General features: G+C 74.1%; 20 protein-coding genes. 5 read left to right on the top strand and 15 right to left on the bottom strand.

Annotation, left to right across the window (positions count from 1 at the left end; all coding sequences use genetic code 11):
* Positions 1–105 precede the first annotated feature (105 nt).
* Entirely contained in the window at positions 106–588 is a 483-nt protein-coding gene (locus ACFVXK_RS02390; protein ID WP_389609592.1) for a DUF309 domain-containing protein, read from the top strand.
* On the opposite strand, the gene ACFVXK_RS02385 is transcribed toward ACFVXK_RS02390, so the two are convergent.
* From ACFVXK_RS02385 to ACFVXK_RS02370, 4 genes are read right to left on the bottom strand one after another with little or no spacing between them, the layout of a single operon-like run.
* Complete coding sequence (locus tag ACFVXK_RS02385; RefSeq protein WP_389609590.1) at positions 568–963, bottom strand: VOC family protein; 396 nt, start codon at positions 961–963, stop codon at positions 568–570. The genes ACFVXK_RS02390 and ACFVXK_RS02385 overlap by 21 nt on opposite strands.
* Positions 964–967: 4 nt before the next feature.
* Complete coding sequence (locus ACFVXK_RS02380; RefSeq protein WP_389609588.1) at positions 968–1,600, bottom strand: lactate utilization protein C; 633 nt, start codon at positions 1,598–1,600, stop codon at positions 968–970.
* Positions 1,597–3,108 carry a lactate utilization protein B gene (locus ACFVXK_RS02375; protein ID WP_389609586.1) on the bottom strand — a complete coding sequence of 504 codons (1,512 nt, stop codon included), beginning with the start codon at positions 3,106–3,108 and terminating at the stop codon, positions 1,597–1,599. Before ACFVXK_RS02375 ends, ACFVXK_RS02380 begins: the two co-directional genes overlap by 4 nt.
* Positions 3,105–3,860, bottom strand: a complete 756-nt coding sequence (locus ACFVXK_RS02370) for a (Fe-S)-binding protein (RefSeq protein WP_389609584.1) — start codon at positions 3,858–3,860, stop codon at positions 3,105–3,107. Before ACFVXK_RS02370 ends, ACFVXK_RS02375 begins: the two co-directional genes overlap by 4 nt.
* Positions 3,861–3,878: 18 nt before the next feature.
* On the opposite strand from ACFVXK_RS02370, the gene cobF reads away from it, so the two are divergent.
* Positions 3,879–4,631, top strand: coding sequence for a precorrin-6A synthase (deacetylating) (cobF, locus tag ACFVXK_RS02365; protein WP_389609582.1), 753 nt, complete (start codon positions 3,879–3,881; stop codon positions 4,629–4,631).
* 15 nt (positions 4,632–4,646) lie between these two features.
* On the opposite strand, the gene ACFVXK_RS02360 is transcribed toward cobF, so the two are convergent.
* Entirely contained in the window at positions 4,647–5,789 is a 1,143-nt protein-coding gene (locus ACFVXK_RS02360) for an aminotransferase class V-fold PLP-dependent enzyme (RefSeq protein ID WP_389609580.1), read from the bottom strand.
* Between the two features lie 151 nt (positions 5,790–5,940).
* A complete protein-coding gene (locus ACFVXK_RS02355; RefSeq protein WP_389609578.1) occupies positions 5,941–7,623 on the bottom strand; it encodes a glycoside hydrolase family 71 protein in 1,683 nt (560 codons plus the stop codon).
* Between the two features lie 168 nt (positions 7,624–7,791).
* Between ACFVXK_RS02355 and ACFVXK_RS02350 the strand changes: the two genes are divergently transcribed.
* Together ACFVXK_RS02350 and ACFVXK_RS02345 are read left to right on the top strand one after the other, a co-directional pair.
* On the top strand, positions 7,792–9,147 hold the full coding sequence (locus ACFVXK_RS02350; protein ID WP_389609577.1) for a DUF2254 domain-containing protein: 1,356 nt from the start codon (positions 7,792–7,794) through the stop codon (positions 9,145–9,147).
* Positions 9,148–9,286: 139 nt separating this feature from the next.
* Complete coding sequence (locus tag ACFVXK_RS02345) at positions 9,287–9,757, top strand: hypothetical protein (RefSeq protein ID WP_389609575.1); 471 nt, start codon at positions 9,287–9,289, stop codon at positions 9,755–9,757.
* Positions 9,758–9,775: 18 nt separating this feature from the next.
* Here the strand turns inward: ACFVXK_RS02345 and ACFVXK_RS02340 are convergent, their stop codons facing one another.
* The 9 genes from ACFVXK_RS02340 to ACFVXK_RS02300 all read right to left on the bottom strand — a co-directional run bounded on the left by ACFVXK_RS02340 (position 9,776) and on the right by ACFVXK_RS02300 (position 20,104).
* Positions 9,776–11,995 (bottom strand): NADP-dependent isocitrate dehydrogenase, encoded by a 2,220-nt coding sequence (locus tag ACFVXK_RS02340; protein WP_389609574.1) that lies wholly within the window; start codon positions 11,993–11,995, stop codon positions 9,776–9,778.
* 198 nt (positions 11,996–12,193) lie between these two features.
* Complete coding sequence (locus ACFVXK_RS02335; protein WP_389609572.1) at positions 12,194–12,547, bottom strand: DUF805 domain-containing protein; 354 nt, start codon at positions 12,545–12,547, stop codon at positions 12,194–12,196.
* Between the two features lie 158 nt (positions 12,548–12,705).
* On the bottom strand, positions 12,706–13,548 hold the full coding sequence (locus ACFVXK_RS02330; protein ID WP_389609570.1) for a chitosanase: 843 nt from the start codon (positions 13,546–13,548) through the stop codon (positions 12,706–12,708).
* Positions 13,549–13,668: 120 nt separating this feature from the next.
* On the bottom strand, positions 13,669–14,373 hold the full coding sequence (locus tag ACFVXK_RS02325; protein ID WP_389609568.1) for a GNAT family N-acetyltransferase: 705 nt from the start codon (positions 14,371–14,373) through the stop codon (positions 13,669–13,671).
* A gap of 118 nt (positions 14,374–14,491) precedes the next feature.
* Positions 14,492–15,574 (bottom strand): magnesium/cobalt transporter CorA, encoded by a 1,083-nt coding sequence (corA, locus tag ACFVXK_RS02320; protein ID WP_389609566.1) that lies wholly within the window; start codon positions 15,572–15,574, stop codon positions 14,492–14,494.
* A 74-nt stretch (positions 15,575–15,648) separates the two neighbouring features.
* A complete protein-coding gene (locus ACFVXK_RS02315; protein WP_389609565.1) occupies positions 15,649–16,038 on the bottom strand; it encodes a molybdopterin-binding protein in 390 nt (129 codons plus the stop codon).
* A 32-nt stretch (positions 16,039–16,070) separates the two neighbouring features.
* A complete protein-coding gene (locus ACFVXK_RS02310; RefSeq protein WP_389609564.1) occupies positions 16,071–18,326 on the bottom strand; it encodes a protein kinase in 2,256 nt (751 codons plus the stop codon).
* Positions 18,327–18,433: 107 nt separating this feature from the next.
* Positions 18,434–19,054: a dihydrofolate reductase family protein gene (locus ACFVXK_RS02305; RefSeq protein WP_389609563.1), complete on the bottom strand. Its 621-nt coding sequence runs from the start codon at positions 19,052–19,054 to the stop codon at positions 18,434–18,436.
* A 99-nt stretch (positions 19,055–19,153) separates the two neighbouring features.
* Complete coding sequence (locus ACFVXK_RS02300; protein ID WP_389609561.1) at positions 19,154–20,104, bottom strand: LysR family transcriptional regulator ArgP; 951 nt, start codon at positions 20,102–20,104, stop codon at positions 19,154–19,156.
* 69 nt (positions 20,105–20,173) lie between these two features.
* On the opposite strand from ACFVXK_RS02300, the gene ACFVXK_RS02295 reads away from it, so the two are divergent.
* Positions 20,174–20,797, top strand: a complete 624-nt coding sequence (locus tag ACFVXK_RS02295; RefSeq protein ID WP_389609559.1) for a LysE/ArgO family amino acid transporter — start codon at positions 20,174–20,176, stop codon at positions 20,795–20,797.
* Positions 20,798–20,875: the final 78 nt, after the last annotated feature.

Here is a 20,875-nt window from a genome sequence, read left to right as displayed (position 1 = left end):
CCTGCGACCTGGGGTTTCCCCCTCGTGCGCCGGGCACATGCAGAACATTACCCCACGTTGAGGGGTGCGTGTGCACGGGTGAGCGGGGCGGGGGAGGATGGGGCGGTGGATGGTCGGGAGCGGGATCGGGACGGGGTGGGGCGGGCGCGGAGTGCGCGGCCGCGGGATGGGCTGGGGCGGCCGCTGGAGTACGGGGCCGCCGGGGTGGCGCGGCAGCCCGAGGGGGTGGTGCGGGCGCCCGGGGAGACGGTCGCGGAGGCGCAGCGGTTGCTGGACGCCGGGATGCCGTTCCACGCGCACGAGGTGTTCGAGGACGCCTGGAAGTCCGGGCCGCAGGAGGACGCCCCGCTGTGGCGGGGGCTGGCGCAGTTGGCCGTGGGGCTGACGCACGCCGCGCGGGGGAACGCCGTCGGCGGGGCGCGGTTGCTGCGGCGCGGGGCCGCTTCGCTGGGCGGGGTGGAGCGGGCGTACGGGACGGATCTGCCCGGGCTGGTCCGGTGGGCCGGGGAGCTGGCCCACCGGGTGGAGGCCGGGGCGGTGGTGGACGCGGCGCGGGAGGCGCCGCGGCTACGCGGAGGCGGGCTGTAGCAGGTCCCAGCGGTTTCCGTAGAGGTCCTCGAAGACGGCGACGGAGCCGTACGGCTCGTGGCGCGGCTCCTCCAGGAAGCGGACGCCCTCGGCGGTCATGCGGGCGTGGTCGGCGGCGAAGTCGGCGGTGTGGAGGAAGAAGCCGACCCGGCCGCCGGTCTGGTCGCCGACGCGGGCGCGCTGGGCGTCGTCCTTGGCGCGGGCGAGGAGGAGGGCGGCCTCCTTGGCGCCGGGCGGGCGGACGACGACCCAGCGGGACCCGTCGGGTCGCGGGGTGTCCTCGGCGAGTTCGAAGCCGAGGGCGCGGGTGTAGAAGTCGATGGCCTCGTCGTAGTCGCGGACCACGAGGGTGGTGAGGGCGATGTGGGATGACATGCCCTCATTGTGCGGGGGCGTCGAGGAGGACCACGTCCAGGGTGCGGGGGCCGTGTACGCCCTCGACCCGGTCGAGTTCGATGTCGCTGGTGGCGGAGGGGCCGGAGATCCAGGTCAGCGGGCGGGCGGGGTCGAGGCGTTCGAGGGCCTGCGGGACGGAGTCGACGACCTGGGCGGGGACGCGGACCACGCAGACGTGGTGGTCCGGGATCAGGGTGATGCGGCGCCGGCCCTGGTCGGGACCGCCGTCGAGGACGATCGTGCCGGTCTCGGCGATGGCCAGGGCGCAGCCGGTGACCACGCTGGAGACTCCGTCCAATGAGTGGGGGGTGGAGGGAGCCAGGTCCGCGACGGGGGTGGCGGAGGTCCGGGAGAGCCAGTGCGCGGGCACGGCCGGGGGGACGAGGACGGTGCGGGAGGCGGAGAGGAGGCGGGAGAGGAGGGCCGGGAGGCCGGCTTCGTCGGTGCGGTGGACCTTCGCCCGGTACTCCGTGAGGTGGGCGGCGAGCAGGTCGGCCGATTCGGCGGGGGTGCGGGTGCCGTGGGTGCGCAGGTAGTCCCGGGGGACGGGCGGGGCGTCCGGGGCGTGGGCGTTGGCCCGTCGGATGCGGGCGAGGATGCGGTCCCTCGTGGTCATGCCCGGTTCCCCCGTTCGCGGAGCCACCAGTCGCGGAAGGGTTCCGCGGGGATGTCGGGAAGGGCGCGGGTGTCCGTCCAGGCGCGGCCCGGGCCGGGGAGGCGGCGGGGGCGCAGGCGGCGGGCGCGGGCCAGGAGGCGTTCGGTGGTGCGCAGGGCGCCGGGGTGGTCCAGGAGGAGGCGGGCCGCGCGCATGGCGGCCCGTTCGGCGGTGTGTCCGTCGGCGGGGCGCAGGCGTACGCGGATGCCGGCGCGGGTGACGGGGCCGCCCTGGGCGACGCGTTCGCGCAGGTGGACCAGGACCTCGGGGATGTCGATGGCGACGGGGCAGACCTCGTAGCAGGCCCCGCACAGGGTGGAGGCGTAGGGCAGGGTGGCGTCGATGTCGCTGCCCGTGCCGCGTAGTTGGGGGCTCAGGATGGCCCCGATGGGGCCGGGGTAGACGGAGCCGTAGGCGTGGCCGCCGGCGCGTTCGTAGACGGGGCAGACGTTGAGGCAGGCGGAGCAGCGGATGCAGCGCAGGGCCTGGCGGCCGGTCTCGTCGGCGAGGGTGTCGGTGCGGCCGTTGTCGAGGAGGACGAGGTGGAAGGCGGACGGGCCGTCGCCGTCGGCCCCCTTCGACGGTCCCAGTCCGGTCCACATGGTGGTGTACGGGTTCATCCGCTCGGCCGTGGAGGAGCGCGGCAGGGTCTGGAGGAAGACCTCCAGGTCGCGGAAGGTGGGGACGACCTTCTCGATGCCGACGACGGAGATGAGCGTGTCCGGGAGGGTCAGGCACATCCGGCCGTTGCCCTCGGATTCGAGGACGACCATCGTGCCGGTCTCGGCGACCATGAAGTTGGCGCCGGAGACGGCGACTTCGGCGCGCAGGAACTTCTCGCGGAGGTGGAGGCGGGCGGCTTCGGCCAGTTCGCGCGGGTCGTCGCCGAGGCCTTCGGGGGCCGGGCGGCCCCACCTTCCCATCTCCGAGAGGAAGATGTCGCGGATCTCGTCGCGGTTGCGATGGATGGCGGGGACCAGGATGTGCGAGGGCCGGTCGTGGCCGAGCTGGACGATGAGCTCGGCGAGGTCGGTCTCGTAGGCGGCGATCCCGGCGGCCTCCAGGGCCTCGTTGAGGCCGATCTCCTGGGTGGCCATCGACTTGACCTTGACCACCTCGCGCGCGCCGGTGGCCTGGACGAGGGTGGTGACGATCCGGTTGGCTTCGTCGGCGTCGGCCGCCCAGTGCACGGTGCCGCCGGCCGCGGTGACGGCGGCCTCCAGCTGGAGGAGGTAGTGGTCGAGGTGGCGCAGGGTGTGGTCCTTGATCGCCTTGCCGGCCGCGCGCAGCCGGTCCCAGTCGGCGAGTTCGGTGACCGCGCGGGCCCGTTTGTCGCGGATGGTGTGGGTGGCGCGGCGGAGGTTGGCCCGCAGCACCTCGTCCCGTACGGCCTCCCCCGCCGCCTCGGGGAAGGGCGGGAAGGCGGGGGGCGGCGGGAAGGCGGGCATGCCCAGGTCCGTGCGGGTCATGGCAGCGGGTCCTCCTCGGTCGACGCCAGGATCTCGGCGAGGTGCAGGGTGCGCAGCGGGGCCCCGGCGTGGCGGAGGGTGCCGTCGAGGTGGGCGAGGCAGGAGTTGTCGGCCCCGCACAGCACCTCGGCGCCCGTGGCCAGCGCGGCGGCGGTCTTGTCGGCGCCCATGGCGGCGGAGACGTCGGGGTTCTTGACGGCGAAGGTGCCGCCGAAGCCGCAGCACTCCTCGGCGCCGGGCAGTTCGACGAGGTCCAGGCCCTTGACGGCGGCCAGCAGCCGCCGGGGGCGCTCCCCCAGCCCGAGGGTGCGCAGGCCGTGGCAGGAGGGGTGGTAGGTGACGGTGTGGGGGAAGTAGGCGCCCACGTCGGTCACGCCGAGCACGTCGACCAGGAACTCGGTGAGCTCGTACACCCGTGGGACGAGGTCCTCCGCGAGCCGCTCCAGTCCGCTCCCCCGGCCCTCACGGCCGGCCTCGCGGGCGATGCGCGGGTAGTGCGCGCGGACCATCGCGGCGCAGGAGCCGGAGGGGGTGACCACGTGGTCGTAGCCGGCGAAGGCCTCGGCGGTGCGGCGCAGCAGCGGTTCGGCCTCGCGGCGGTAGCCGGTGTTGTACTGGGGCTGGCCGCAGCAGCTCTGGGCCGCCGGGAAGTCCACGTCGACCCCGAGCCGCTCCAGGAGGCGGACGACGGCGATGCCCGTACGGGGGTACAGGGCGTCGTTGACGCAGGTGACGAACAGGGCGACACGCATGGTGGGCACAATAGCCCGGTGAAGAAGTTCTCAGTGATCGGTATAGGCGCGGGCGACCCGGACCACCTGACCCTCCAGGCGGTCAAGGCGATCGGCGCGGCGGACGCATTCCTCATCCTGGAGAAGGGGGAGGAGAAGGCGGACCTGACGGGGCTGCGGCGCACCATGCTGGAGGCGCACGCCCGGCCCGGCCACCGTCTGGTGGAGGGCCGCGACCCGGACCGCGACCGCGCCCCGGCCGAGTACGCGCCGACCGTGGACGGCTGGCGCAGCGCCCGGGCGGAGATCTTCGAGCGGTTCGTCGCCGAGGACCTGGCGGACGGTGAGACGGGCGCGTTCCTGGTGTGGGGCGACCCCTCGCTGTACGACTCCACGCTGGCGATCCTCGACGAGGTGCTGGAGCGCGGCCGGGTGTCCTTCGAGCACGAGGTGGTGCCGGGCATCAGCAGCGTGTCGGCGCTGCTGGCCCGGCACCGCACCAACCTGAACCGGGTCGGGCGCCCGGTCCAGATCACCACGGGCCGGCGGCTGGCGGAGGGCTGGCCGCAGGACGTGGACGACGTGGTGGTGATGCTGGACGCCCGGCACGCCTTCACCGCCCACCTGGACCAGGACCTGTTCATCTACTGGGGCGCCTACGTGGGCACCCCGGACGAGATCCTGGTCTCGGGGAAGCTGTCGGAGGTGTCCGGCCGCATCGAGGAGCTGCGGACCGAGGCCCGGGCCCGCAAGGGCTGGATCATGGACACGTACCTCCTGCGGCGCGCCTGACGGCGCCGGCGGCGGTCAGCGCAGGTAGGCGGGCAGGGCCGCGGCGAGGCGTTCGTACTCCTCGGGCCGGTTGTAGACCTGCCCGCAGACCCGCAGCCCACCGCCGCCCGGCCGGGGCCAGACCAGGACGCGGATACGGAGCTTCGCGGCGAGTTCCTCGCGCAGTGCCGTGGCCGCCTCCCGGGTCTCGGCCACGCCGGGCGGCAGCAGCAGGGAGCGCAGGGCCAGGCCGGGGGTGTGCGGCAGCGGGGTGAGGCCGGGGATCCGGGCGAGCAGTGCGGCGCCGTAGCCGGCCAGGGCGGCGTTGTGGGCGCGGACCCGGTCGGCGCCGAGGCGCTCGATGAGGTCGAGGCCCTCGGGGGCGGCGAGCCAGCCGGTGTAGTCGAAGGTGGCCCGGTACTCGACGGAGAGCGGGAAGCCCCGGTGGTCCTCCCAGGAGGGGCTGAGGGAGCGGATGCGGGCGCGGTGGGCGGGGGCCACGGCGAGGAGGGCGCTGCCGGAGGGGGCGTACCCCCATTTGTGCAGGTTCCCGAACCAGAAGTCGGCGCCGGCGGCGATCGGCTCGGCCAGCATGCCGGGGGTGTGGGCGCCGTCGACGACGGTGGTGATCCCGCGCGCGGCGAGCTCGGCGAGGAGCCGGGGGCCGGCGATGAGGCGGGCGGTCGGCGAGCTGACGTGGTCGAGCACGGCCACCCGGGTACGGGGGGTGACCCCGGCCAGGACGGCTTCGCGGACGGCGTCCTCGTCGGGGAGGCGGGGGTCGAGGGCCACGGTGGTGACCTCGGCCCGGCGGGCGGCGGCGTCGACGACGGTGCCGTAGCCGTGGTCGGTGACCAGGATCTCGTCGCCTTCGGCGAGGGGGATCGCGTCGAGGGCGAGGTTGGCGCCCTCGGTGGCGTTGGAGATGAAGCAGAGGCCGTCCGGGTCGGCCCCCAGGCGCGCCGCGATCCGGCCCCGGGCGGCGGTGAGCCGTTCGGAGACCCCGTTGAAGAAGGCGTCGGGGTCGGCGTGGGCCTCGGCGCGCAGGGCTTCCTGGGCCTCCTGGACGGGCAGCGGGACCGCCCCGTACGAGCCGTGGTTGAGGTGCGCGACGGCCGGGTCCAGCCGGAAGAGGGCGGGGCCGCCGGGGAAGGCGGAGGGGGCGGTCGGATGGGTCACGGATGCCTCCGGGTCGGGGACGGGCGGGCGCGCGCGGCCTCGTGGGCCGGCTCCGGCAGCATGCGGCGGTGCCGGGGCCCGGCGAAAGGGCCGCTTGTGCGGGATTGGCCTGGCGACCCCCGTCCGGAGCCCGTTTTCACCCTTCTTGCTCCTACCCCGTCCGGCCGCTGGTCGCCGCGTAGTACTGGAGGTCCTGCACCGGCACCGTGCGGTCCGCCGGGTAGGGCAGTTCCACCTCCGTCGCGGCCCGGCCGTCGCGCACCAGCCGGGCGGAGCTGACGCCGGGGCCGAGCGGGAGCAGTTCGGCGTGGAGTCCGGCCGGGGCCGTGTGCTCGCGGGTGGTGCGGCCGACGGTGGTGCGGACGGTCCCGGGGCCGGTGAGGAGGCTGAGCACCTCCACGGTGTCCCGGGCGGCGGCGCTGCCCTTGCGCAGGGACATCAGCAGGGACTGGGCGCCCGTCGGGCCGGTGTCGGCGAACTGGGTGCGGGCGGTGAGGTAGAGGGTGTCGCGGACGATGCGCGGCCAGGCGCCGGTCTTGAAGCGGGTCAGGTAGTACGAGGTGAGGTCGAGGTAGGCGTAGCCGTTGTGCAGGGAGGGCGCGAACTGGCTGCCCTCGGAGTAGTCGTTCCAGGTGGTCAGCTGGACCCAGTCGGCGCCGTCCTCGATGGCGTGGGTCCAGGTGGAGCGCAGGGTGGCGGTGTTGCCGGCCTCGTCGTAGATCCCCTGGTTGGGGCGGGCGTCCTGGACGGAGACCGGCTGCATCCAGATCCGGCCCAGCTCGTGGGCCCGCCGGACGTCGGCGGTGGCGCCCTCCTGGCCGGCGTAGCTGCGGCTGCCCCATGCGGAGAAGCCGTAGCTGATCGGCGCGAAGGCCGCGGCGTGGGCGTCGAAGTCGAGGAAGAGCGGGACGAGCGCGGTCCGGATCCCGTGCCGGGTCCGGAGGGTGTCGAGGACCCGGCCCCACCAGGCGGGGTCCTTCTGCTCGGCCTTGAACGGGGAGAGGACCAGGCGGCCGTCGGCGAGCCGGTGGGCGGCGGGGGACGCGGCGAGGGTGGCGACGGCGTCGGCGAGCACCGCGGGGTCGTCGGTGTCCAGGGCGGTCATGTCGGGCATCAGCATGATCGTGAAGGCGGGGTCCACCGCGTGGGCCGCCTCCATCAGCTGCCGGGCGCGGTCCCAGTTCTTGCCGGAGAGGGAGAGCAGGTCGAGGGTGAAGCCGTCGATGCCGGCGTCCCGGGCGGTGCGCACCTCCTGCCGGAGGTTGGCGCCCTCCCAGTCCCCGGCCTTCGGCGGGACGGGCAGGGGGCGGTCGCGGAGCAGGCCCCCGTAGCGCTGGTGCCTGCCGTTCTCACCGCCGGGGTCCAGGTAGTTGCGGGTGTAGTAGTCGGTGTCGGCGCTCGCGTTGTCCAGGGAGAGCGGGTACGGGGTGAAGTAGTGGGCGAACACGAGCTTGCGGCCGGCCCCGCCGGAGCGCAGGGTGGCCGGCCCGGGCAGGTCGAAGGGGAGGGCGCCGGCGGGGCGCGGGCCTCCGGTGTCGACCTGGCCGCGGGTGGCGGGGGGCGTGGCCCCGCCCGCCGCCGCGCCCTCGTCCCCGCCCGGCCGGGTGGCGGAGGGGACGGCGGACGGGCCCGCCCCGGCCGCGGGTGCGGCCCCCGGGGCAGGGGCGCCGGAGGGGAAGGGGTCCCCGGCGATGCCGGTGGCGGCGCCCACGCCGAGCAGCAGGAACACCGCGAGCAGCAGGGCCGGTAACGCCCTGCTCCCCCGCAGCCGCGGCCGGCGCCGGTGCGAAGAGGGCGTGCGCGCACGCCCGTTGGTCCGCCGGTCCGCTGTCATCGTCGAGCCCCTCCCCGGTACGCGCCCCGCTCGGGGGCTGCACAGCAGTAGAGCCGATGTCCGCGGTACGGACAACCGTTCCCCCGGTGACGGGGTGCGGCGCGGCACGTACGTCACGGTGACCACAGGAGCTACGAAGACCGCTGTGCCGGGGCTAATTTGGCGTGCATGCCGATGACCGTGGTGCGGCGCCGCCGTGGGGTGCTCCCGAGGCTGCGCAAACGCATGCGCAACTCCTTCCTCTTCGTGCCGTTCGCGGGCCTGCTGATCGGCTGGGTGCTGGCCACGGTCGTGGTCCGGGCGGACGCGTTCATCCATGACCTGGACGCCCGCTGGACCGATGTGGACCTCTCCGGCCTGTGGTTCCTGCGCACGGCCGCGGACTTCGGGTCGGCGGCCAAGACGGCGGTGGCGGCGGTCAGCTCGGCGATGCTGACGTTCATCGGCGTGGTCTTCTCGATCACCCTGGTCGCGCTCCAGATGGCGGCGGGCCAGTTCTCGCCGCGGGTGCTGCGCATCTACGTGGAGAGCCGGGTCACGAAGCTGACCCTGGGCACCTTCCTGTGCACGTTCCTGTACACCCTGCGCGTGCAGAAGGAGTACGGCTCCTCCGCCGACGACGGCGACTCCGTCGTGCCCTACCTGGGCGCCTCGCTCGCCATGGGGTTCCTGCTGCTGAGCCTCGTCCTGTTCGTCGTCTACGTGCACTCCACCATCCGGCTGATGCGGGTCACCTACGTGATGGACCGGGTGTGTCAGGAGAGCCTGCGGCTGATCCGGGACAGCGCCGGGCCCGCGCGCGGCGCGGCGGGGGGCGCCGGGGAGACCGGGGACGCCGGGGACGCCGTCCCGGACCCGGGAGGCCCGGCGGTCGGGCACGTCTGGCGGCCCGGCGTGCTCCAGGCCGTGGACGTGCCGCGGCTGGTGGCGCTCGCCGGACGGGACGGGCTCGTGCTGCACCTCGTCCCCCGGATCGGGGACTACCTGGTGCCGCACACCCCCCTGTTCCGGGTCGCGGGCGGGCCGGCGCCGGCCGACGCGGACCTCCAGGCGGCCCTGGAGCTGGGTGTGGAGCGGACCACCGAGCAGGACCTGGCCTTCGGGATCCGCCAGCTCGCCGACATCGCCTCCCGCGCCCTGTCCCCCGCGGTCAACGACCCGACGACGGCGGTACAGGCCCTGGACCGGATCCAGGTGCTGCTGACCGCCTTCGCCCGCCAGCCCCTGGGGCGGGCGTACCACCGGGACGCGGACGGCGCGGTGCGGCTGGTGGAGACCCTGCCGAGCTGGCCGGAACTGCTGGACCTGGCCCTCACCGAGGTACGGGACTACGGGATCGGTTCGGCGCAGATCACCCGGCGCATCGCGGCCTGCCTGGACGATCTGGAACGGCTCGCCCCGCCCGACCGGCGCGAGCCGGTGCGGCGCCACCGGGACCTGCTGGAAGAGGCCGTCCACACCACGGCGGCGAGCCCGCGGCGCGCGGCGTTCGCCCTCCGGCCGGACCGGCAGGGCATCGGCTGAACCCCGGACCTGAACCCACGGTCACGGAATACGACATTCCCCTAGTCATCCGCGTGAAGTGGCGCATAATCGTCGTCACGCGGCTCGAACCATCCCAGCTGCCGCACCGGTCACGCATGCGATGGGGGGCATCGTGATGATGGGGGATTCCAGACCCGCACGGTCCGACGGGACGGCCGGGACCTTACCGGCCACGTCGACCGAGCTGTCGGTCCTGCTCACCGCCGTGCGCCGGGGCCGGGTGCTGACCGTCACGGGCCGCTTCCGCGAACCGCGCGGCCTGCTGGTCCGGGACATCGCGCGGCGGATCTCGTCCAACTTCTGCGACGGCGCCTCGGTGGTCTCCGTGTCCGGGGACGGCGGCGTGCGCGAGCTCGTGACCGCGCTGGGCTGCCTGCCGGGTATGCCCTTCCTGCCCTGCGGGACCGCGGACGCCGCGTCCTGGCTGGCCGAACGGGACATGCTGCTGGTCCTGGACGACAGCGACCGGCTCTCCCCCGAGGCCCTGGCCTGGCTGCGGCGGCTGCTCGCCGTGGCGCCCGGACTGCGGATCCTGGCGGCGGGCCGCCACCCCCTGGCCGTCGGCGAGGGCCGCGTCCACCGACTCTGAGCCGGACCCGTACCTCTGCTAGCCCAGGATCGCGAGCGCCTGGTTCAGCGTCGCGGAGGGACGCATCACGGCCTCGGCCTTGGCCGGGTCGGGCTGGTAGTAGCCGCCGATCTCGGCCGGGGAGCCCTGGACGGCGACGAGCTCGGAGACGATGGCCTCCTCCTGCTCGGCCAGCGTCTTGGCGAGCGGCTCGAAGGCCGCGGCCAGCTGGGCGTCGTCGCTCTGGCCCGCCAGCTCCTGCGCCCAGTAGAGGGCGAGGTAGAAGTGGCTGCCGCGGTTGTCGATGCCGCCGAGGCGACGGGTCGGCGACTTGTCCTCGTTGAGGAAGGTGCCGGTGGCGCGGTCGAGGGTGTCGGCCAGCACCTGGGCGCGGGCGTTGCCCGTGGTGGTGGAGAGGTGCTCGAAGGAGGCGGCCAGCGCGAAGAACTCGCCGAGCGAGTCCCAGCGCAGGTAGTTCTCCTTGACCAGCTGCTGGACGTGCTTCGGGGCGGAGCCGCCGGCGCCCGTCTCGAAGAGGCCGCCGCCCGCCATCAGCGGGACGACCGACAGCATCTTGGCGCTGGTGCCCAGCTCCAGGATCGGGAAGAGGTCGGTCAGGTAGTCGCGCAGCACGTTGCCGGTCACCGAGATGGTGTCCTCGCCGCGGCGGATGCGCTCCAGGGAGAACTTCGTGGCCTCGACCGGGGAGAGGATCTCGATGGTGAGACCGTCGGTGTCGTGCTCGGCCAGGTAGGTCTTGACCTTGGCGATCAGCTGCGCGTCGTGGGCGCGGTTCTCGTCGAGCCAGAAGACGGCCGGGGCGCCGGTGGCGCGGGCGCGGGTGACGGCGAGCTTGACCCAGTCCTGGATGGGCAGGTCCTTGGTCTGGCAGGCGCGGAAGATGTCGCCGGCCGCGACCTCCTGCTCGATGACCGCGTTGCCCGCGGCGTCGACGACGCGGACGGTGCCCGCGGCGGCGATCTCGAAGGTCTTGTCGTGGCTGCCGTACTCCTCGGCCTTCTGGGCCATGAGGCCGACGTTCGGCACCGAGCCCATGGTGGACGGGTCGAACGCGCCGTGGGCGCGGCAGTCCTCGACGACGGCCTGGTAGACGCCGGCGTAGCTGCTGTCCGGGAGGACGGCGAGGGTGTCGGCCTCGGCGCCGTCCGGGCCCCACATGTGGCCGGAGGTGCGGATCATGGCCGGCATCGAGGCGTCGACGATGACGTCGGACGGCACGTGCAGGTTGGTGATGCCCTTGTCGGAGTCGACCATGGCGAGGGCCGGGCCCTCGGCGATCTCGGCGTCGATCGAGGCCTTGATCGCGTCGCCGTCGGCGAGGGCGCCCAGGCCGTTCAGGATGGTGCCGAGGCCGTCGTTCGGGGACAGGCCGGCGGCGGCCAGGGTCTCGCCGTAGCGGGCGAAGGTCTTCGGGAGGAAGGCGCGGACCACGTGGCCGAAGATGATCGGGTCGGAGACCTTCATCATCGTGGCCTTGAGGTGCACGGAGAACAGGACGCCCTCGGCCTTGGCACGCTCGATCTGGTCGTTGAGGAAGGTGCGCAGCGCGTCGACGTGCATGACGGAGGCGTCCACGACCTCACCGGCGAGGACCGGAACGGACTCGCGCAGGACGGTGACGGCGCCGTCGGCGGCGACGTGCTCGATGCGCAGGGTGCCGGCCTCGGTGACGACGGCGGACTTCTCGGTGGAGCGGAAGTCGTTCTCGCCCATGGTGGCGACGGTCGTCTTCGACTCGGGGGTCCAGGCGCCCATGCGGTGCGGGTGGGCCTTGGCGTAGTTCTTCACCGAGGCGGGGGCGCGGCGGTCGGAGTTGCCCTCGCGCAGGACCGGGTTGACGGCGCTGCCCTTGACCTTGTCGTAGCGGGCGCGGATCTCGCGCTCCTCGTCCGACTTCGGGTCGTCCGGGTAGTCCGGAAGGGCGTAGCCCTGGCCCTGGAGCTCGGCGATCGCGGCCTTCAGCTGCGGGATCGAGGCCGAGATGTTGGGCAGCTTGATGATGTTGGCCTCGGGGGTCTTCGCCAGCTCGCCGAGCTCGGCGAGGGCGTCGGCGATGCGCTGCCCCTCCTCGAGGTACTCGGGGAACACGGCGATGATCCGACCGGCCAGGGAGATGTCACGGGTCTCGACATTCACACCGGCCGTCGACGCGTACGCCTGCACCACGGGCAGGAAGGAATACGTCGCGAGGGCCGGGGCCTCGTCAGTGTGCGTGTAGATGATGGTCGAGTCAGTCACCGGATGCTCCGCTCCACAGTCTGCGTCTCTCGTCTGCAACATTGCTCGACATCAAGATATCTCGTGATCGGCCCGGTCAGGACAGCCCCCTGCCGCAACCCGAGCGAGACGCGTGTCACCTCCGGGCACGCGCGAGCGCCGTCACCGGCCGCGACGGCCGGTGACGGCGCTGGGAGGTGCGGTCCGCCCGGGGGCGGATCAGGCCGCGATCTGCTTGGGGCTGGGGCCGTACGCGTTCGGTCCGGCGTCACCCTCGGTGGCCATCAGGATGATCATCCAGATGAACCCGATGAAGGGGATGAAGCTGATCAGGTACCACCATCCGGACTTCCCGGTGTCGTGCAGCCGGCGGACCGAGACCCCCAGGGACGGGAGGAACACGGCGAGGGTGTAGATCCACGTGATGACCGGGTAGCTGCCGAGCGCGTAGTCCAGGATCGTCAGGACGATCACGATCGGGATGTTCCAGAGGAGGAACATCCAGTACTCCTGGCGGCGGGCCCGGCCCTGGAAGTCGGCGTACCGCTTGATGACGTCGAGGTAGTAGTTCACGAGTCCCCCCTTGGGACGGAACCTGCGGCCCCTCCCCTGAAAAACGGGGCCGGCCGGGGTTATGCCCTCGGGGTGCCGCCCTCAAGCCACTTCGAGCCAACCGAATAAAGCCAGCATCCCTGGTTTCAAAGGGAGTTGGGCTGCTCAGCGGTCCCGGGTCAGCCGATGTGGTACGAGTCCCCGTACACCTTCCAGTCAAGCGGGGTGTTCAGGTTGAGGTTGCCCTTCCTGAGGAAGACCCGCTGGGCGGTGTCGACGCGGCTGGTGTCGCTGTGGGCCTCCTCCTGCTTCATCGCCCAGACCCGGGCGTCGAGGAAGGCGTTCAGCCAGGCGGTCTCGTTGCCGCCCTGGGCCGGGGGCTTGGCCTTGGACAGGGCGCGCTTGCGGATGTTGCGGAAGCTGGTCGCGTCGCCGCCGTCGCCGTGCATCACGATGGCGTCGTAGTAGGCGAACTGGCCGAGGGTGCCCACGCCGTCGGACTTGCCCTGCTTGACGGCGGGGTCGAAGTAGACGCGGTCGCGCTCGTGGTCCTGGGCCTTCTTGAACTCGGTGTCCTGCGCGGCTTTGGCCCAGTCCTTGGTGAAGTTGGGGTCCAGGCCGCTGTGGGAGTCGGTGCCGTTGACCTTGCGCAGGGCCGGGAGGTACTTGGCGAGCACGTTCCCGGGCTTGACCTGGGTGTAGTACTCGACGAGGTCGAGCATGTCCCCGGTGCCGGAGCAGAAGCCGATGATGCCGGCGGTGTAGCCGCGGCCGTCGCCTATGTCCTCGATGTACTTGTACTGCGCCTTCCAGTCGAGGGAGGAGTTCTCGGCGCTGGAGACGATCTGCATGGCGATGTCCTTCTTCGCCGGGTCGTCCAGTCCGGCGGCCGCGCGGGCGGGGGTGGCCGCCGGGGCCGGGGCGGGGGCGGCGGGCGCCGCCTGAGCGGCCGCCGGGAGCGTGAGGAGGGTGGCGCCGAGGACGGCGCCGATGGCCAGGGTGGTGCGACGAGGGGCGAACACGAGGCCTCCGTAGGGGGGTTGAGCCTTCCCTGTTCCGTTAGGAAACTTTCCTACCAGATACGGGAAACGGAGGACACCCCTGGAGCGCACCTGTCCGGAATCAGCCCGTCCGGGCCCGGCTCAGCCCTCCCGGCGGACCGCCGGACGCTCGCGCAGGGCCTGCTTCGCCGCGGGCCATTCGGGGCGGGTCAGCGAGAAGACCACCGTGTCGCGCACATGACCGTCCCGCATCACCATGTGCCGGCGCAGGATCCCCTCCTGCGTCGCGCCGAGGCGGGCGATGGCGGCGCGGGAGGCGGCGTTGCGCACGTCGGTGAGCAGCTCGACCCGGTTCATCCCGAGCTCCTCGAACGCGTGGGTGAGCATCAGGAGCTTGGCCTCGGCGTTCACGCCGGTGCGCTGCCAGCTCCGGCCGAGGAAGGTCCAGCCGATCTCCAGCCGCCGGTGGGCGGTGTCGATCTTCATCAGCCGGGTCGAGCCGGCGATCCGGCCGGTGGCCAGGTCCACCGTCGCGTACGCGAGCTCCGTGCCCGCCGCCCGCCCCGCGACGGCGTCGGTGATGAAGCCGCGCACGTCGTCGGGGTGCGGGACGAGGGTCACCGCGAGCTCCCAGAGGCTCCCGTCCCGGATCGCCTCGCAGAGCCCGTCGTGGTGCCGGTGGTCCAGCGGCTCCAGCCGTACCCGCCGACCGGTGAGCTCCCCCGTCACGCGGTCCGCCGACGCGCGGTCCGCCGGTATCCGTTCCGCCGTCGTACGTTCCGCCGGTATGCGTTCCGCCGTCGCCGGTTCCGCCACTGCCCGTTCCACCGCTGCCCGTTCCGTCATGCCTGACCCACCCGTTCGCGACGCCGATCCGATCCGTCTTCCGACAGCCGGACCCTAATCCGGACGGGGCTGTTTCACGCCATCGATTTCGCGGGCCGGGCGGACGGGCCCGGCGGGCTCAGAGCCAGCCGTTGCGGCGGAAGCCCCGGTGGATGACCCAGCAGGCCACCGCCATGACGGCGAGGACCAGCGGGTAGCCGTACGTCCAGTGGAGCTCCGGCATGTGGTCGAAGTTCATCCCGTACACCCCGCACACCATCGTCGGCACCGCCACGATCGCCGCCCATGCCGTGATCTTGCGCATGTCCTCGTTCTGCGCGACCGTCACCTGCGCCAGGTGCGCCTGGAGGATCGAGTCGAGGAGCCCGTCGTACGCGGCGATCTGCTCGGTCGCCCGCGTCAGGTGGTCGGCGACGTCCCGGAAGTACGCCCGGACCTCCGGCGGGATCACCGGTATCGGCTGCGTGGCCAGCTGTTCCAGCGGCCGCCCCAGCGGGGCCACCGCCCGCCGCAGTTCGAGGAGTTCGCGCTTGAGCTGGTAGATCCGGCCCGCGTCGCCGCGTCCGCCGTGCTCGCTGAAGACGGCCGTCTCCACGGCGTCCATGTCGCTCTGCACCGCGTCCGTGACGGCGACGTAGTCGTCGACGACATGGTCCGCCATGGCGTGCAGCACGGCCGCCGGACCCTTCGCCAGCTGCTCCGGCTCGGCCTCCAAGGCCTCGCGGACGGGACCGAGGGTGCCGTGGCCGCCGTGCCGGATCGTGATGACGAAGTCCTCGCCGACGAAGGCCATCAGCTCGCCGGTCTCCACCACCTCGCTGGTCGCCGTCAGCTCCTCGTGCTCGACGTAGCGGACGGTCTTGAACACCGCGAAGAGGGTGTCGTCGTAGCGCTCCACCTTGGGCCGCTGGTGGGCGTGGACGGCGTCCTCGACGGCCAGCGGGTGCAGCCCGAGCAGCTCCGCGAGTCCGGCGAGCTCCAGTTGGGAGGGCTCGTGCAGGCCTATCCAGACGAAGCCCTCGCCCGTCTTGCGGACCCGGCGCAGCGCCTCCTCGACCTCGCCGCAGCCCTCCTGGCGGATGCCGTCCTGGTAGACCACGCAGTTGACCACGGCGCTGCCGAGCGGCGAGCGGGCCGGGTGGCTGAGGTCGACGGCCCGCCGGTAGCCGCGGCGCACGGCCCGGCGCAGGTTGCTGAACATGGACAACGGGGTACTTCCCTTCGGCGGATCAGCGGCCAGTCTGCCACCGTGGCGCAGCGGGGCCCGCCGCCAGGTCAGGCGCGATCGACGAAGACGCTGGTCGACTTCACCCGCGCCGTGGCCCGCGAGCCCACCTCCAGGCCCAGTTCCTCCACGGCCTCCCGGGTGAGCAGGGAGACGATGCGGTGCGGGCCGGCCTGGATCTCGACCTGGGCGTCGACGGTGCCGAGCTTGACGCCGGTGACGATGCCGGGGAAGGCGTTGCGCGCCGAGGTGTACGGCTCCTCGCCGTCGGCCCCCTCCTGCGCCGCCTCGACGCAGAACGCGGCCAGGTCCGGGCCGTCCACCATCCGGCGGGTGCCCTCGCGGCGGGTGGGGAAGCGCTCGGCGTCGGCCCAGCGGCGGGCCGTGTCGACGCTGACGCCGAGCAGCCGGGCCGCCTGGCCGATGGTGTAGGACTCCATGCGCGCAGCTTAGGCGGGGGCCCGGCGGGGTCCTAACAGGCGGGGGAGGATCCCTTCTGGCCGGTGAGGTCGCGGTTGTAGAGCCAGCCGGTCTGGTTGGTGCCGTCCACGCGGACGAACGTCCACTGGTTGCCGTACGAGTTGACGACGTAGCAGTGGTACCAGAGCTTGGTCCCGCTCTTGACCAGGCTGCCCTGGGCGCACTGCTGGTAGGGCGCGGCCAGGAGGTGGTGGTCGCCGGATATGTAGCCGTAGGTGCCGGGCTTGGGGTCCTCGTGGGTCCAGCCGGCGCAGCCCGTCGGGGTGGGGCCCGGTTTGGCGGCGGCGGACGGGGACCCCGACGCGGAGGGCGAGGCGGTGGACTTCTTCGAGGCCGAGGCGGACGGGCCGGTGCGGGTCGGAGAGGGGGACGGGCCGGGGCTCGCGGCGGCGGGCGGGTCGCCCGGGGCCGTGGAGGCGGGGGCGGAGGCCGGGGGCACAGCGCTGGTACGGGCCTTCTTGCCGCCGCCTCCTCCTCCGGAGGTCAGGGCGTAGGTGACGCCTCCGGCGGCGAGTACGGCGGCCACGGCGGCGGCGACCACGATCCGACCCCGGGCCCGGCCCCGGCCCCGGCCCCCGGGCACGCCGACGGCTGCGGGCGGCGACCCCGCGGGGCCGCCCTGCGGGACGCCCGGCGCGGGGAACGGGGCGTAGGGGGACGGGGTGTGGGGCTGCTGCGGAAACGATCCACCAGCACCCGGGTGCGGCGGCCCGAACCCGGCCGGCGCCCCGGCGCCGGAGGCAGGGAGGGCCGGGCCGCCGGGCCCGGCGAAGGACCCTCCGGCGGACCCGGCACCGAACGGCGGCGGCGCGACCGCCATCGGGGCCGTGGCCGTCGGCCCGAACCCGGCCGACGGCTGCACCCCGCCCGGGCCCGGGCCCGGAACACCGGCCGCGCCCGGCTGGAGGGACCCACCGCCCACACCACCCGGGGCCGGCGGCACGGCCACTGGGGGCTGCCCGGGGTACGCCCCCGGATGCACGACCCCACCCGGCTGGGAGGGCTGGGCAGCCGCACCATCCCGGCCCGGCGGCACGGCCGCAGCCGGCTGCCCGGGGTACACGGCCACCGGCGCGCCCGGCTGGAGGGCCCCGCCGCCCCCGTGCCCCGGGCCCGGCGGCACGACCCCGCCCGACTGGCCGGGCTGGGCACCCGCACCATCCCCGCCCGGCGGCGTAGCCGCAGCCGGCTGCCCGGGGTACGCCCCCGGCCCGACGGGCCGGCTGGCCGCACCGTCCCGCCCCGGCGGCACGGCCGCAGGGGGCTGCAGCGGGTACGCCCCCGGCTCGACGGTCCCGCCGGGCAGCGCAGGGCCTGCGACCGGAACGGCCACACCGGGTGTGCCGGGTGCGGCGGGGCCGGGCTGGTGCGTGGTGGGGGCCGTGGTGCCGGCCCCGGCGGCCACCGTTTCCAGGAGGGTCCGGGCCTGGTCGGCGGTCGGGCGGGATTCCGGGTCCTTCGCCATCAGCGCCTGAAGCACCGGCCCCAGCGGGCCCGCCCGCCGGGCCTCGGGCAGGGGTTCGGCGACGATCGCGGACAGCGTCGACCACACCGAGGTCCGGCGGAACGGCGAGACGCCCTCCACCGCCGCGTACAGGGTCATCCCGAGCGACCAGATGTCCGAGGCGGGGCCGGGCTCCCGGCCCTGGGCGCGCTCCGGCGGGAGGTAGTCCAGCGAGCCGACGATCTCGCCGCTGCGGGTCAGCTTCGCGAGCTCCTCGTCGTCCGGGTTCTGCATACTGGCGATGCCGAAGTCGGTGAGGACGACCCGGCCGCCCCGCTCCAGCAGCACGTTGCCCGGCTTGACGTCCCGGTGCAGGACCCCGGCCCGGTGGGCGGCGTCGAGGGCGTCCATCAGCTTCGCGCCGATCGCGGCGGCCTCGTAGGGGTCCAGCGCACCGCGCCGTGCGACGACCGCGTCGAGCGAGGGCCCGTCGACGAGTTCCATCACGATGACCGGGAGCCCCTGGTCCTCCGTCACGTCGTGCACGGTGACCACGCCCGTGTGCCGGATCCGGGCGGCGGCCTGGGCCTCCCGCCGCATCCGGGTGCGCAGGTCGGCCAGTTCGGCGGGGGCGGCGTCGGTGTAGGCCCGCAGCAGCTTGACGGCGACCTCCCGGCCGAGGACCTCGTCGACGGCCTTCGCGACCACGCCCATGCCACCGCGGCCGACCACCGAGGTCACCCGGTAGCGCCCCCCGAGTGCCCTGCCGACGAGCTCCCCGTCGTTCGCCTGCTCCGATGGCACCGGCACAGCCCGCCCCCCGTTCCCTCACCGGCCGTCCGTCGACGGCCTGCCGGGCCCAAGCGTAGAGGCATGATCACGTCAGGGTTCACCGGGTCGGCGGAGCCGGTTCATCCGGCGTCCTCGCGCGGCAGATGGGCCTTGGCGTCCTCGTACGTGGCGCTGCCGGGGCCGGTGGCGGGGGCGTAGAAGAGGTTCAGGACCCCGGTCTCGAAGGTCTCGCTGGAGACCAGCCGCAGCGGGATCGGGGGCCCGTCGTCGGCGAACAGCCGCATGCCCCGGCCGACGACCAGGGGGTGCACCAGCAGGTGCAGCCGGTCGAGTTCGCCCGCGGCCAGCAGTCCGCGGACCACGGAGACCGAGCCGCTGACCGCGATGCGGCCGTCGCCCGGCTCGCCCTTGAGGGCCCGCACGCCCTCGACGAGGCCGCCGCGCAGCAGCTCGGCGTTGCGCCAGCCGAGGTCGGGGGTGCCGTGCGAGACCACGACCTTGCGCGTGTCGCCGAGCCGCTTGGCGAAGGCCGCGTCCTCGCCGCCCGCGGCCTCGCGCTCCGGCCAGGCCCCGGCGAAGCTCTCGTAGGTCCGGCGGCCGAGCAGCAGGGTGTCGGCCGTGCCGACGACCGCCTCGACGGCGGCGCCCATCTCGTCGTTGAAGTAGGGGAAGTGCCATTCGTGCGGCGACTCCACCACGCCGTCGAGGGATACGAACAGCTCTGCGGTGATCTTCCTCATCCCGGTGCTCCCCGGCAGTCGGTCGGCGTACGCCCGTCCCTCCCAGTAGACGACGGCCGCGGCCGGCCCTCATCCCGGGCGCGCCCGGACCCGGGGCGGTCAGCGCGGCCGGTCGCCGGCGCCGTCCCCCCGCGGGCCCGGCCGGCCCGGGGGCAGGAGGGCCGCGCGGGCGGTCTCGGCGACCAGCAGGGCCACCGCCGCCAGGGCGGGCGAGTCCAGCTTCCACTGCTGCCAGTACAGCGGGACGTCCAGCGTCCGCCCCGGCGTCAGCCGGACGAGCGCCCCGGCGCGCAGCAGCGGCCCGGCCTGCGGCTCGGGCACCAGGCCCCAGCCGAGTCCGGCGGCCACCGCGTCGCGGAAGCCCTCCGAGGTCGGCACCCGGTGGCGGACGGGCGAGGCGCCGGTCCCGTCGCCGGTGAGCGAGCGGACGAAGGCGTCCTGGAGGTCGTCGCGGCGGTCGAAGACGATGGTCGGCGCGGTGCGCAGGTCCACCGCCGGGTCCCCGGTGAGGTGGCGGGCCGCGAAGCCGGGGGCGGCCACCGGCAGGTAGCGGGCGAGCCCGAGGGCGCTCGCGGTGCAGCCGGCCACCGGGTCCGGCGAGGAGGTGACGGCCGCCATCACCTGGCCCTCGCGCAGCAGGGCCGTGGTGTGGGACTCGTCCTCGCGGTACAGCTCGAAGCAGACGGGCGGCTCCTGCGGGACCCGGCTCAGCACGGGGAGGAACCAGGTGGCCAGCGAGTCCGCGTTCACGGCGATGGGGAGGCGGACCGGCCCCTGCCCGTCGGCCGTGCCCATGCCCAGCTCGGCCCGGGCGTCGCGCTCCAGCCGGGCGAGCTGGCGGGCGAAGCGGACCACCACCTCGCCGGACTCGGTGGCGCGCACCGGCTTGGTGCGCATCAGCAGGACCCGGCCGGTGCGCTGTTCGAGGGCCTTGACCCGCTGGCTGACGGCGGAGGGCGTCACGTGCAGGGCGGCGGCGGCCGCGTCGAAGGTGCCCTCGTCGACGACCGCGAGCAGGGTCCGCACCTGGTCCAGGGGAAGCTCATCCATCACGAACGCTAAGGGTACGTAAAAATCTTTAGCTGTACTGAGGCTGGTGCGCTGCCTACGGTCGGAGGCATGAACAACGGCATCACCGCAGCGCTCCTGGCCGGCTTCGGCACCGGCCTCTCCCTCATCGTCGCCATCGGCGCGCAGAACGCCTTCGTGCTCCGGCAGGGCGCGCGCCGGCACGCCGTGCTGTGGGTGGTCGCCATCTGCGCCGTGTCCGACGCGGTCCTGATCGCCCTCGGCGTGGCCGGGGTCGGCGCCTTCGTCACGGCCTGGCCGGCCGCCCTGACGGCCGTGGGCATCGCCGGTGGCGGCTTCCTGATCTGCTACGGGGTCCTCGCGGCGCGCCGGGTGCTGCGCCCGGTCCCGGGCGCGGCCCTGACCGCCGGCGGGGGCGCCTCCGGGTCGGCCCGCGCGGCCGTGCTGACCTGCCTGGCGATGACCTGGCTCAACCCGCACGTCTACCTGGACACCGTCCTGCTGCTCGGCTCGCTCGCCGCCGACCGGGGGGACCTGCGCTGGGCCTTCGGCATCGGGGCCGGCCTGGCCAGCCTGACCTGGTTCTCCACCCTCGGCTACGGGGCCCGGCTGCTGAGCGGGCTGCTCGCGAAGCCGGGTGCCTGGCGGGTGCTGGACGGGCTGGTGGCCGCGACCATGGTCACGATGGGCGGCATGCTCCTGGCCCGGGCCTGAGGTCCTCGGGCACGGCCCGGCGCAGCCGCCGCGGCGCGGTCGCGTCCGCCGGGGGCGCGGGGACGGTCGCACCGGGCA

Origin of the sequence: Streptomyces sp. NPDC058157 (assembly GCF_042884105.1) — a bacterium.
Taxonomy (GTDB): Bacteria; Actinomycetota; Actinomycetes; order Streptomycetales; family Streptomycetaceae; genus Streptomyces.
The sequence above is the reverse complement of the archived record's forward strand: the minus strand, read 5'-3'. Positions and strand labels throughout refer to the sequence as shown.